The sequence below is a fragment of the Selenomonas sp. FC4001 genome, from assembly GCF_000701565.1.
GTDB lineage: Bacteria > Bacillota > Negativicutes > Selenomonadales > Selenomonadaceae > Selenomonas_A > Selenomonas_A ruminantium_B.
This window is the reverse complement of record NZ_JNJF01000014.1, coordinates 75,874-88,853: the sequence shown is the minus strand read 5'-3', so window position 1 is coordinate 88,853 and position 12,980 is coordinate 75,874. Positions and strand designations below refer to the sequence as shown.

Sequence of the window (12,980 nt, the reverse complement as noted above, 5' to 3'; positions counted from 1 at the left end):
AATGGTCTCCCCTTTTACTTAACGTTTCAAAGCTGGCGTATCGGCCTTGGCATCATACAGAGCTTTCATTTCATCATCAAGGCGCAGGAGCGTCAAGGAGAAGCCAGCCATTTCAATGGAGGTCATATAGTTGCCCACCATGGTGTCATAAACCTTTACGCCCTGCTCCTTGAGGTAATCCTGCACAAAGTTATTGATGACATAGAGTTCCATCAGCGGCGTTGCCCCCATGCCATTGACCATGACCACAACTTCCTGTCCCTTGAAGTCAATGTCTGCCAAAATCTTGTCCAGCAGTTTCTTGGCAGTTTCATCAGCTGTGCTGAGTTTTTCCCGCGTAGTGCCCGGCTCGCCATGAATACCGATGCCGATTTCCACTTCATCCTCTGCCAGTTCAAAGCCCGGCTTGCCTGCAGCCGGCACCGTGCAGGGAGAAATAGCCATGCCCATGGTGCGGACGTTAGCGATAACCTTTTCGGCTACAGCCTTGACTTCCGGCAGACTTGCGCCCTGCTCGGCCTTGGCCCCGGCAATCTTATGCACCAGAATGGTACCAGCCACACCGCGGCGGCCCGTGGTATAAAGGCTGTCCTTTACAGCCACATCATCATTGACTACCACATAATCAGCTTCGATATCCTCATCTTTTGCCATGTCGATAGCCATTTCAAAGTTCATCACATCGCCGGTGTAGTTTTTGACAACGCAGAGCACGCCTTTGTCCGTAGCCACTGCCTGAATACCGGCAAAAATCTTGTCCGGCGTCGGTGAGGTAAATACTGCGCCAGCCACAGCCGCATCCAGCATGCCTTCCCCGACGAAACCGCCGTGAGCTGGTTCATGACCGCTGCCGCCGCCACTGACCAGAGCCACCTTGCCCTCTTTTTTCTGGGCGCGGACAACCACATTGCCCTCATCCAGCTTGCGCAACTTATCGGGAGCCGATTTTACCAGACCAAGAATCATCTGCTCCTCTACGGACTCCACACCATTGATAAGTTTCTTCATTGTCAAAATCCTCCCTTGTGGGCTGCTGCCCTGATTTTATACACAATAACAGACAGTTCCCCCTGAGGAAACTGCCTGCTAGTTATGCCTATTTAATCACCATAACCGGAATGGGCGATTCTTCAATCACCTTTTGACTGACGCTGCCAATAAGGGCTCCCTTGAAGAGACCTAACCCGCGGCTGCCCATGATGATCATGTCGCTGTGTTCCTGCGCGGCTACACGGATGATAGCTTTATGGATACTGCCCGTCTCCACATGCTTGGCTGCCCGCAAATCCTCAGGAATCTTCTCCCAGATGCGGTCAAAGACAATATGGCTGGGGATATCCTTATTGATATTACTGGAAACATAAACAAAATCCAAATCGGCCTTGCATTTTTCCGCCAGGAAAATGGCTTCGTCCACTGCTTTGCAGCCGTTCACCGAGCCATCAACAGGCACGAGGATTTTTTGAATTTTCCCCATAATAAAACCTCCTTAAGAGTTTATTCCGATATTATTACCATTTATGTCTTTATTTCGCGATATACATGCCTAAATCCTGCACGTGTACAAAAAAATCCCTGCTGAAATTTCAGCAGGGATTTACTGTATCTTTATTGGTGCGCTCGGCGGGAGTCGAACCCACGCTTTCAGCTCCGGAGGCTAACGTCCTATCCACTGGACTACGAGCGCTTAACAACAGTATTTATCTTACCATATACCGCTGATTATTGTCAACCATCCGTAAACAATTTCCCGTGCATTTATTAAGTTGTTGCATACTCCAACGCAGATTTTTTCGTATACATGCGGTCGTAATAATCCTTGTATTCGCCGCTGATGATGTTTTCCCACCACTGGCGGTTATCCAGATACCACTGCACCGTAGCCTTGATGCCATCCTCGAACTTCGTCTCCGGCAGCCAGCCCAGTTCTTCGTGAATCTTGGTGGGGTCAATCGCATAACGGCGGTCATGACCTTTGCGGTCACCAACGTATTCAATCAAATCTTCGCCTTTACCAAGCTGGTTGAGGATGGTCTTAACCACATCGATATTGGCCCGTTCGTTATGGCCGCCAATGTTATAGACTTCGCCCACCTTGCCCTTTTCCAGAATAAGATTGATAGCAGCGCAATGGTCTTCCACAAAGAGCCAGTCACGAACATTCAAGCCATCCCCATAAACCGGCAGTTTCTTGTCCGCCAAAGCGTTGATAATCATAAGCGGAATCAGCTTTTCCGGGAAATGGAAGGGGCCATAGTTATTGGAACAACGGGAAATGGTCACCGGCACTTTGTAGGTGCGATGGTAAGCCATCACCAGCAAATCCGCCGAAGCCTTGGAAGCCGAATAGGGGCTTGAAGTATGCAGATTGGTAGTTTCTGTAAAGAACAAGTCCGGACGGTCCAGCGGCAAATCACCGTAAACCTCATCCGTGGACACCTGATGATAACGGTCAATACCATATCTGCGGCAGGCATCGAGCAGGACACTGGTGCCAATCACATTGGTCTGCAAAAAGATTTCCGGATTTTCAATAGAACGGTCCACATGAGATTCCGCTGCAAAATTCACAACGATGTCAGGCTTTTCCGTTTCAAAGAGTTTGTAAACAGCCTTGCGGTCAGCGATATCCCCCCGCACAAATTTGAACTTATCGTTCTTCATGGCCTCGGCCAAAGTTTCCATATTGCCCGCATAGGTCAGCTTATCAAAGCAGATAATCTTATCCTCGGGACGTTTTTTCAGCATATAGTAAACAAAGTTGGCACCGATAAAACCAGCGCCACCGGTTACGATTATATTCATTTAGCAATTCTCCCCATATACAAACTGATTATTACTGTCGGCTAACGTCGGGCCAGTCGTATCCTTCTCGCTGAGCACCGGTTCTATGCCAGCCAGCAAAGTGCCCCAATCGACGTTTACTTCCGGCGCATCATAACGCATGCCGCCTTCCGCCGCCTTGTTGTAGACATTATCACATTTATAACGGAACTCCACATCATCGGTCAAGGTCAGGAAACCATGTGCAAAGCCGCGAGGAATATAGAACTGCCGATGGTTTTCTGCGCTGAGTTCCACGGAAACCCACTTGCCAAAAGTCGGGCTGCCCTTGCGAATATCCACAGCCACATCGATAACTTTGCCCTTGGAGCAGGAAACCAGCTTGGCCTGTGCATAGGGCGGATTCTGCCAATGCAGACCGCGTAAAGTACCCTTCTGTGCCGAAAAGCTCATATTATCCTGCACGAAATCATTTGTGATGCCCAATGCTTCATACTTTGGCTTATTATACGTTTCCGTAAAATAACCACGATGGTCGCCAAATACATCCGTCTCAACAATCAGCACACCATCGATACTCGTTTTAATAACCTTCATACCAGCAAAAAACTCCTTACTCCTCAATCATACCGATAAGATACTGACCATACTCGTTCTTCAGCAAGGGCTGTGCCAGTTTCTCCACCTGTGCCGCATCGATATACCCCATCCGGTAGGCAATTTCTTCTATACAGGCAATCTTGAGTCCCTGACGGGCCTGAATGGTGCGCACGAACGCCGCTGCATCCAGCAAGGATTCATGGGTTCCCGTATCCAGCCAAGCATAGCCGCGGCGCATCTTTTCCACCTGCAATTTGCCGCGCTCCAGATAAACCTTGTTCACGTCGGTGATTTCGAGCTCACCGCGCGCCGAAGGTTTAATGGATTTGGCCACATCGACAATATCCTTATCATAGAAGTACAAGCCCGTCACTGCATAGTTGGATTTAGGCTGAGCCGGTTTTTCCTCCAGACTCAGGGCATGGCCGTGTTCGTCAAACTCCACCACACCGTAGCGTTCCGGGTCGGACACATAATAGGCAAATACCGTTGCGCCTTCCTCCGTTGAAGCCGCCCGCTGCACCGATTGCGCTAAATCCGAACCATAGTAGATGTTATCGCCTAACACCAGAGCGCAGCCTTCGCCGCCGATAAACTGCTCACCAATAATAAACGCCTGCGCCAAACCATCCGGACTGGGCTGCACTGCATAGCTGATGTTTATGCCCAATTTGCTGCCATCCCCGAGCAAACTTTGGAACAATGCGCTGTCCTGCGGCGTGTTGATAATCAGTATATCCTTAATCCCTGCCAGCATCAGCGTACTCAGCGGATAGTAAATCATGGGCTTGTCATAGACCGGCATCAGCTGTTTCGATACCACCTGCGTGAGCGGATACAGCCTTGTTCCCGAACCGCCGGCCAGAATAATTCCCTTCCTAATCAAAATAAGCACCTCCCAATTCACTTTATGTTCTATTATACTATATTTATAGCATTTGCACCACCAACACCGCATGCAAAAAAGCCCGCCAGCAAATTGCTGACGGACTTGTATATCCAACGATAATGAAATTAACGCTTGGAGAACTGGGAAGCCTTGCGGGCTTTCTTGAGACCGTATTTACGGCGTTCTTTTTCACGCGGGTCACGCGTAACGAAACCAGCTTTTTTCAGAGCCGGACGGAGTTCAGCGTCCATTTCCATGAGTGCACGGGTGATACCGTGACGGATTGCGCCTGCCTGACCAGATACGCCGCCACCTGCAACATTTGCGATAACGTCATACTTGTCAACAGTTTCCGTAAGGTTCAGAGGCTGACGAACGATGAGTTCGAGAGTCTTCAGACCAAAATATTCTTCCATGGTACGACCGTTGATCGTAACCTTGCCTTCGCCTGGAACCAGACGAACACGGGCAACGGAAGACTTTCTGCGGCCAGTGCCGTAATAGCTTACTTGTGCCATTTATATGTTCCTCCTCCAGATTAGCGAATGTTCAGCTCGAGCTTTTCCGGCTTCTGAGCTGCATGCGGATGCTCGCTGCCAGCGTAAACGCTGAGCTTGCGGTACATCTTAGCACCGAGACGGTTATGCGGCAGCATGCCTTTTACAGCGTGCTCAATAACGCGTTCCGGGAACTTTTCGAGCATCAGGCCAGCGGACGTGAACGTCGTGCCACCCTGATAACCGGAATGACGGAAGTAAGTCTTATCCGTAAGTTTCTTACCCGTAAATTTAACCTTCTCTGCATTGATGACGATGACATAATCACCCGTATCAACGTGCGGAGTAAAGGTCGGTTTATTTTTACCGCGAAGAACTTTAGCAACTTCAGCTGCGAGACGGCCGACAGTCTGCCCTTCAGCGTCTACAACATACCATTTACGCTCAACGTTGGATGCATTTGCCATAAACGTTGTCTTCATGCGATTTCCCCCCTAATAAGTTCAAATAATTTAATCGGTATATGACGTTCTCACGACTGGCTTCCGGGGCTAATGGATGCCATGCCCGTAACATCACATAAAAATATTCTACGCAAAAACAGAGTTCAAGTCAAGAACTTTTTTTGATTTTGCGTAGAATTTTTTTCACAGGAATCAGCAGCTCTTAAAATAAGCAATCGTGCGAGCCAGACCTTCGCCCAAATCCATTTGCGGCTGCCAGTTCAGGTTCTGCACGGCGGCTTCGTTGCAGAGCATAGAGCGATTGATATCCCCTTCACGCGGTGCTGCAAAGTCCGGTTCCACCGTTTTACCCGATGCCTTGGCCATGAGCGCAATGAGCTCGAGCAGGCTGGTTTCCGTCTGATTGCTGAGGTTGTAAACCGCATTGGCCTTATCCGTAGTCATTGCCGCGATAATACCGGAGGCAATATCGCCGGCATAGATGAAGTCGCGAGTCTGCTTGCCATCACCGAACACCGTAATGCCCTGGTCTTTGGCAATGCGCTTGGCAAAGATGCTGATTACCCCGCCTTCGCCAGTATCCCCCTGACGCTCACCATAGACATTGGCAAAGCGGAGGGCCACATAGTCAAGGCCATATAAATCATGATAGAGCTGTAAGTATTTTTCCACCGTCACCTTGGTCAGGCCGTAGAAGGACATCGGTGCCAGGGTTTCTTCCTCGCGAATGGGCAGTTTGTCCTCGGCTACATCACCATAGGAAGCTGCCGTGGAAGCAAAGATGATGCGCTTCACGCCGCTATGACGGGCTGCTTCCAGAACGTTCAACGTACCCATGACATTTTCGGCGGCGTCAAATTCCGGGTCTTTGATGGAAACATCCACCATGGTCTGGCCAGCCAGATGCACGATAACATCAAACCTGCCCTGTTCCATCTTCTCGCGAGCTGACTTGTCACGGATATCCATTTCCCAGCAGGTGCAGGTATCCTTGCCTTCTGGCAGATGCTGCCAGGTGCCAGTGCTCACATTATCAAGCACCGTTACTTCATGGTCAGCCGCCAACAGTTGCCGTACCAGGTGCGAGCCAATAAAACCTGCGCCTCCTGTAACCAATACTTTCATTATATAATCCCCCTCTGCACCTCGTTACCCAGATGAGCAGTGCTGTTCAATAATTCCACTGTAGGATTGGCGTCACTGTCATAACGCACAATATTCACCGCCGTATTGAACTGGCGGATGCTCCAAAGATACTGCAACGGCATATGCAGGGCTGCCGTCAGCATAGTACGCAGCACCGCACCATGTGCCACGACCACAATCGTCTGCCCGTCGTGCTTTTCAATAAGTTCGTTAAGACGTTTCATCGCCCGCTGCTGCACCGCTGGAAAACTCTCACCACCGGGAATTTCCAAAATATCCGGATGCTGCAGGAAATTAGCCATGGCTTCTTCCCACCTATCCACAATCTGCTGATAAGTCAGGCCTTCCCAGTCACCAAAACTGAGTTCCCGGAATGCCGGTTCTGCCTGTACCTTTAAGCCAAACTTCTTCGCGATTGTCTCGGCCGTCACCATAGCCCGGCACAAATCACTGGCATAAATGGCATCCACCTTAGCCACGGGGAAATTATCCGCCAGTTTCTCGGCCTGCTTCTTGCCTTCCTCGGTAAGTTTCACATCCGACTGACCCTGATAACGCCCCGTTACATTCCATTCCGTCTGGCCATGACGGATAAAAATAACCTTTGTCAAACTATTGCCTCCAATGCCTTGAGCATCTGTTCATTCTCCGCGCGGCTGCGCACCGCCACACGAATATATTGTCGGTCTTCCAGCCCCGTATAATTGGCGCAGTCCCGCACCAACACACCCTGCCTGCGCATGCGGGCAGTAAGTTCACCGCTGGTAAGACCTGTCTTTGCCACATTAACCATCATAAAGTTCACGCTAGGCCGGATGGGTTCCAGCCCTTTGATAGCACAAAGGCGCTCATAGAGCCAATCCTTTTCAGCCTGCACAAACTCACGACTCCTTCTATGATACTCTTTTAAGCCCAAAGCCGCAACTCCTGCCGCTTGTGCCAGACTGTTGACATTCCAGACATCCTTGCCTTGTTCCAAACACCGCACTAGGTCAGCATGCGCACTGGCAAAGCCCAGCCGCAGCCCCGGCATGGCATAAAATTTGGTCAGGGAGCGCACGACTAGCAAATGCTGAAATTGACATGTCAAATCCCGGACGCTGTACCTTTCCTCATCCGGCAGAAAGTCCAAAAAGGACTCATCCACCACCGTCCAAATGCCCCGCTTCTCCCAAAACGGCAGGAACTCTGCCAGCTGCTCACGAGCAATCAGCTTACCCGTAGGATTGTTGGGATTGCCGATAAATATGCATTCCACATGTTCGCAGGCCTTTTTCCACTGCTCCATATCCGGCGCAAAATCTGCTTCTGCCTGCAACGGCACGAAGCAGATTTCCGCTCCCACAGCCTCAGCCGTCCGCTGATATTCGCCAAAGGATGGCACAGGCAGTGCCACCCGCTTGGGCCTAACCATATGCACCAGCAGATAAAAAAGTTCCGCGGCACCATTGCCCAAAAGCATCTGGTCTTCGGGAATCCGATAATGCCCGCTAAGCGCTGCTTTTAATTTCCGTGCCTTGGGGTCAGGGTAATGAACAATCCCCTCGATATTTTCCGCAATAACCTGCTTTACCTCCGGTGCCAGCCCCAGAGGATTGATATTAGCGGAAAAATCCAGCCACTTGCCGCCAGCAGGAGCTTCCTCATAAATATTGCCCCCATGCTCAAACTTCTCCACTTACCTGCCCCCGCTTCTTTTTATAAGCCGCACACTGGCGGACAAAATTCTCTGCCGCATCTGGGCAGCCGGCAAAATGCAGATGCAGATAGCTGCCTAAAACATTCTTCACCTGCTGACCTGCCGGATATTCGCTGTTATTCCGCAGTTTCCGGAAGATAAAGGGCGCTTTGTCCTGCGGAATTGGTTCACGTTCCTTGGAAAAATGAAATTCATGGCCCTTAAGCTTCGTACCTGCGCTTCCCAATAGCGAATCTTTCTGCAGCTCGGCCTCCACATAGCCCACCATCTGCAATTTTTCCGTCATGACCGCCTGCCCGGCGAACACGCCCGCCATCGGATGACTGACTCCTGCAAAATCCTGCAGCGAATCCATCAGATACATATAGCCGCCGCATTCTGCCAGAATTGGCATACCATTCTGCGCGGCCTGCTCAACAGCCTGCCGCATAGCCACATTTGCCGCCAGCTGGCCGGCAAACATTTCCGGGAACCCGCCACCGATAAAGAGGCCATCCACGGCCGGCAGTTTTTCATCATGCAGGGGACTGAAGGGAACTATCTCTGCCCCGAGCTTTGCCAGCACTTTCAGGCTGGCAGGATAATAAAAGGAAAAGGCTTCGTCCTTGGCCACGCCGATTCGACAGGAATACGCTCCCGCACCGGACAGCGGACTTTCCTTTATCGCCAGGGGCTCAGCACTGCGAGCCAATTCCAGCAGCCTATCCAAATCCATCTGACCGGCTACGGTCTCGCCCATACGGCCGATAAGTTCCCGTTCCTTGTTTTCCTCCACGGGCACCAACCCCAAATGACGTTCGGGCATACGCAAGCCGTCGTTACGGTGCAAAGCACCGAATACAGGCATATCAATTCCTGCCATAGCTTCCCGAATCATGGCTTCATGGGTGTCGGAGCCTAAGCGGTTCAAGATTACGCCCGCCAGCTTAACCGAAGGGTCATAATCCCGGAAACCTTGCGCAATGGCTGCAGCCGATGCCCCCATGGACTTAGCATCAATCACCAGCAGCACCGGCGCTTTGATGATTTTGGCAATCTCCGCCGTGGAACTGATGCCCTGCCGCCCGCCATCATAAAGGCCCATAACACCTTCGACGATAGCAATGTCAGCATGCTCTGCCTCCGCAGCCAGAATCTCCGGCAGGATTTCTTTCGGGGTCAGCCAACTGTCCAGATTATGCGCCGGCTGGCCGCTGGCCAGAGCATGATATCCCGGGTCAATATAATCAGGGCCTGCCTTGAAGGACTGCACGCTCAGCCCCCGCTGCCGCAAAGCCGCCAGCAGCCCTGTGACAATGGTGGTTTTCCCCGCCCCCGACTGGGTGGCGGCAATCACTAACCGTGGTATATTCTTCATCTTCTGCTAACCTCCACTCCTCCGGGACGCAGATTCGCCAGTCCCCAAAACTTCACCTTGAGTTTTTGGGCTATCTGCTCCGCCTGCCATCTGATTGTTTCCGCCGCTTCATCCGTGCTCCACCACAGTCCCAGCACCGTGCCGCTGTGCGCCGCATTAATCCCCAGCGCCCCTGCTTCTTTTCCGAGCTGCCAAAGCTGCTGCAATTCTTCCTTATATAATAGCCTTTGATTGGCAAAGGCACTTTCCGTCGCCACCTGCGCAATTTTCTCAGCACGGCCCGAATGCATGGCCTGCTGAAAGTCCCGTAGCAGGCTTTGATTATCCTCTGCCTTTTTATCCGACTGATGGAACGCACAGGTATCTACCGTCCCCCCCATATCAAAGACAGCCGCACGCAGGGACGGCACCTGCTCAAAATGGGCCAGCACCTTGCCATTGACATGATTCATCAGCACGATGCCCGGACAGAAAATCCCGTCGGTTGGCTCAATCTCTGTGGCAATATCCATCACGAACTTTGGTGACCACGGTTCGCCTAAGGCCTCCATCACCGCCACTACCACAGCAGCAATATCCGCACTCGAAGAGGCCATGCCTTTGCCTTTGGGAAGTTCTGAGGTCAGTTTTAGTCCATAGGGAAAATCATCCATTCCCAAACGGGCTAATGTCAGCTGCAGGGCCTGCAAAGATTTTTCCCCCAAGCCTGTCAGCCCCGAAAAACTGTCGCTTACCTCTACCGTTGTATATCTGTCAATGGGGCAGGTCCCCAAAAAAGGCGCCCCTTGGGCAAAGCCCTGCACCAATTCCCCACAGGAACCGGGAACACGCACCGTTAAGTCCATAACTGTCACCACATCTACTACTGATTCTGCTGATACGCTTACCCTATGAATTATAGCAAACAGCACCACCTATGTCCAACGCCTGCCGCCAAATAAAAACGACCTGCCTACTGACAGGTCGTAATCCATAACTCAATCCACATCCCGCTCCACTGCCACTTTATGCATGGCCTGAAGCATCAACATAATGGTGGTGGCACCAGGGTCCTGATGGCCAATGCTGCGGGAGCCCAGATAAGATGCTCTTCCCTTGTTAGCCTGAATGGTTTTCGTGTAGAGCACACCATTTTCAGCTGCTTCCGCACCGGCTGCCAAAACCTCCGGCAGGCTGCCGCCCTTCCCCACAGCTTTCTGCATGGCTCTGCCCGCCGGGAACATGGCATCTAACATGGTCTTATCCCCTTCACTGCTCTTGCCCAGCAAAGAGACGCCCATGGTACCTGCATCGAAGGCCATCGCCCAATCAGCGGGGGTAAGAACAGTCTTGCCCATACTGGCCATCCCTGCCCGCAGGAAAAACGTGCCAAACAGCGGGCCAGCGGAGCCGCCGATTTCATTGATACAGCGCATCCCCACCTGATGAAAGATTTCCCCCAGCTGTTCATTATCTGCTGCCAGCTTCGGCAGTTCCTGTAAGACAATGCGGGAAAATCTGGCCATATTTGTACCGTGGTCGCCATCGCCGATGGCGTTATCCAGACGGTTCAGCTCCTCCTCATGCTCAATGATATCCCGGCAGATGGTCTCCAGAGCTGCTAACATATATTCTTTTCCGAACATACAGCATATCCTCCTTCGTCCGTCAACGCCTGATAATGGGCGTTTCCGCCGCCATGTCATAAAGAGCTTTCAAATGGGGGTCAAGCCGCATCAGGCTGATGGAAAAACCACCCATTTCCATCGATGTCATGTAATTGCCAATCATGGTATCGTAAATCTTTATGCCCGCATCCCCCAAATACTGATGAACACAGTCATTGACCACATAGAGCTCCATGGGAGGTGTTCCACCCAACCCATTAATGAGCACCACCACTTCACTGTTCTCGTAGTTACAATCGAGCAGGATGAGGTCCAGCATCTGATGCACCGTCTCTTTGACCGTCATCATACTGCAGCGCAAAACACCCGGCTCGCCATGCAGGCCCATACCGATTTCCATTTCCTGCTCGCCCAGCTCAAAGCTGGGTTCCCCGTCAGCGGGAATGATACAGGGACGACAAGCCACGCCAATGGTCCGCATACCGGAAGCCGCCCACTCAGCCACTTCTTTTACCCGGTAAAGGTCAGAACCAAGTTCCGCCTCAGCCCCGGCAATTTTCATCACCAGCACCACACCGGCCAAACCTCTGCGACCCACGGATTTATTTTTCTGGGTGGCCACATCATCGGCTATAATCACCGACTCCACCGCAATATTTTCCATCTGCGCCATTTCCATGGCCATGCGGAAATTCAGCACATCTCCGGTATAGTTCACAATCAGGCAGAGCACGCCCGCCTCGTTTTGAACTTCCTTAATGCCCTTAAGAATCATATCCGGGGTTGGGGAAGAAAAAATCTTGCCCGGGATACCTGCGTCGAGCATGCCATATCCCACATAACCGTTCGGTGCCGGTTCATGACCACTGCCACAGCCAAAGACCAAAGCCACTCTATCCTTTTTCAAATTCTGCCTGACCATAACATTGCAGTCCGGCAATTGACGAAGAATATTCGGTTTGGACAAAGCCAGTCCCCGGTTGACCTCAGCTTCCAAATTGTCCGGTCTATTGATGAACTTCTTCACGCTCTCACTTCCTTGCTTACATCAGACAGAATTTTATGAACATCCACGTTAAAAAAGCAGAAAATAATCCCATCTCACGATTCTTATTCGTGCCAGAGCAGATTATTTCCTGCTAAATAAAAATATTTTATTAACGCCACAAAATATGCAAGCCGCCGGGAATCCAGGAAGTGCCCCAGAATACCAGCAGCACCACCGTTTCCGTCAGGGTTTCGATAGCGCCATAGGTGTCACCAGTAAGTCCGCCGAGCTTATACGTCAGCCATTTGGCCACGAGCCATGCAAAGCCCAAGCCAATCAGAAGCGCTGCAATGGCGGCCTGTCCCCAGGGAACCACAAAGACCAGCGTGACTGCCGCCGCCAGCAGCACCGTTTCTCTGTCGGCCATTTCCGCAAAGATTTTGCCCATGCCCTCCTTGCGAGCATAAGGGAAGAAAGCAATCGCCATCACCATGGCCATGCGGCCGATAATGGGCATGACGAAAAGTGCCGTCATAATGAGCACCAGCTTCACATCCCGCAGAGCCGACCAATTGACCAAAAAGAGGCATACCAAGGCAAGCACGCCGAAGGAACCCACCCGGCTGTCCTTCATGATTTCCAGCTGCCGCTCCCGTTCCCGTCCGGAAAAGACACCATCCACAGTATCCATAAAACCATCCAGCATCAGACCGCCCGTGAGCAGCACCGGCAAAATCACCAGCAAGGTCGTGACAAGATTGGCCCAGCCAAAGACGGCAATCAAGCACCAGGAAGCCAGCATATAAATAAGACCTAAGATAAGCCCCACCAAAGGAAAGAACTTCGTACTGCGGCCGAAGTCTTCCGCCGTTAAATCCATTTGGTTCTTCAGATGAATCCGCGTCAGGAATTGCAGGGCCGTAATAAATGATTTCATCAAACAGCATCC

Annotated in this window: 15 protein-coding genes and 1 tRNA gene; all 16 read right to left on the bottom strand. The window is 51.5% G+C overall.

Annotated features, from left to right (window positions below):
* Positions 1 to 18: 18 nt before the first annotated feature.
* The gene (gene dhaK, locus T320_RS07465) at positions 19 to 1,008 is read right to left on the bottom strand and encodes a dihydroxyacetone kinase subunit DhaK (protein ID WP_026760351.1); all 990 of its coding nucleotides are present in this window, start codon (positions 1,006 to 1,008) and stop codon (positions 19 to 21) included.
* A gap of 88 nt (positions 1,009 to 1,096) precedes the next feature.
* Positions 1,097 to 1,477, bottom strand: coding sequence for a universal stress protein (locus T320_RS07460; protein ID WP_014425027.1), 381 nt, complete (start codon positions 1,475 to 1,477; stop codon positions 1,097 to 1,099).
* A 135-nt stretch (positions 1,478 to 1,612) separates the two neighbouring features.
* Positions 1,613 to 1,687: transfer RNA gene (locus tag T320_RS07455), tRNA-Arg, on the bottom strand.
* Between the two features lie 74 nt (positions 1,688 to 1,761).
* A complete protein-coding gene (gene rfbB, locus T320_RS07450; RefSeq protein ID WP_026760350.1) occupies positions 1,762 to 2,805 on the bottom strand; it encodes a dTDP-glucose 4,6-dehydratase in 1,044 nt (347 codons plus the stop codon).
* Positions 2,806 to 3,381 carry a dTDP-4-dehydrorhamnose 3,5-epimerase gene (gene rfbC, locus T320_RS07445; protein ID WP_026760349.1) on the bottom strand — a complete coding sequence of 192 codons (576 nt, stop codon included), beginning with the start codon at positions 3,379 to 3,381 and terminating at the stop codon, positions 2,806 to 2,808.
* Positions 3,382 to 3,397: 16 nt separating this feature from the next.
* Entirely contained in the window at positions 3,398 to 4,270 is an 873-nt protein-coding gene (gene rfbA / locus T320_RS07440; protein WP_026760348.1) for a glucose-1-phosphate thymidylyltransferase RfbA, read from the bottom strand.
* Between the two features lie 128 nt (positions 4,271 to 4,398).
* On the bottom strand, positions 4,399 to 4,791 hold the full coding sequence (rpsI, locus tag T320_RS07435; protein WP_026760347.1) for a 30S ribosomal protein S9: 393 nt from the start codon (positions 4,789 to 4,791) through the stop codon (positions 4,399 to 4,401).
* 20 nt (positions 4,792 to 4,811) lie between these two features.
* Positions 4,812 to 5,252: a 50S ribosomal protein L13 gene (gene rplM / locus T320_RS07430; RefSeq protein WP_026760346.1), complete on the bottom strand. Its 441-nt coding sequence runs from the start codon at positions 5,250 to 5,252 to the stop codon at positions 4,812 to 4,814.
* A gap of 174 nt (positions 5,253 to 5,426) precedes the next feature.
* Complete coding sequence (locus tag T320_RS07425; protein WP_026760345.1) at positions 5,427 to 6,359, bottom strand: SDR family NAD(P)-dependent oxidoreductase; 933 nt, start codon at positions 6,357 to 6,359, stop codon at positions 5,427 to 5,429.
* A complete protein-coding gene (gene cobC / locus T320_RS07420) occupies positions 6,359 to 6,991 on the bottom strand; it encodes an alpha-ribazole phosphatase (RefSeq protein ID WP_026760344.1) in 633 nt (210 codons plus the stop codon). The genes T320_RS07425 and cobC overlap by 1 nt, the downstream gene beginning before the upstream one ends.
* Positions 6,988 to 8,058 (bottom strand): threonine-phosphate decarboxylase CobD, encoded by a 1,071-nt coding sequence (cobD, locus tag T320_RS07415; RefSeq protein ID WP_026760343.1) that lies wholly within the window; start codon positions 8,056 to 8,058, stop codon positions 6,988 to 6,990. Before cobD ends, cobC begins: the two co-directional genes overlap by 4 nt.
* A complete protein-coding gene (locus T320_RS07410; protein WP_026760342.1) occupies positions 8,045 to 9,436 on the bottom strand; it encodes a cobyrinate a,c-diamide synthase in 1,392 nt (463 codons plus the stop codon). The genes cobD and T320_RS07410 overlap by 14 nt, the downstream gene beginning before the upstream one ends.
* Positions 9,433 to 10,281: a GHMP family kinase ATP-binding protein gene (locus T320_RS07405; RefSeq protein ID WP_026760341.1), complete on the bottom strand. Its 849-nt coding sequence runs from the start codon at positions 10,279 to 10,281 to the stop codon at positions 9,433 to 9,435. Before T320_RS07405 ends, T320_RS07410 begins: the two co-directional genes overlap by 4 nt.
* 132 nt (positions 10,282 to 10,413) lie before the next feature.
* Entirely contained in the window at positions 10,414 to 11,061 is a 648-nt protein-coding gene (dhaL, locus tag T320_RS07400; RefSeq protein WP_037354462.1) for a dihydroxyacetone kinase subunit DhaL, read from the bottom strand.
* A 22-nt stretch (positions 11,062 to 11,083) separates the two neighbouring features.
* Entirely contained in the window at positions 11,084 to 12,070 is a 987-nt protein-coding gene (locus tag T320_RS07395) for a dihydroxyacetone kinase subunit DhaK (RefSeq protein WP_026760339.1), read from the bottom strand.
* Between the two features lie 130 nt (positions 12,071 to 12,200).
* Positions 12,201 to 12,968 (bottom strand): adenosylcobinamide-GDP ribazoletransferase, encoded by a 768-nt coding sequence (gene cobS, locus T320_RS07390; RefSeq protein ID WP_026760338.1) that lies wholly within the window; start codon positions 12,966 to 12,968, stop codon positions 12,201 to 12,203.
* Positions 12,969 to 12,980 lie beyond the last annotated feature (12 nt).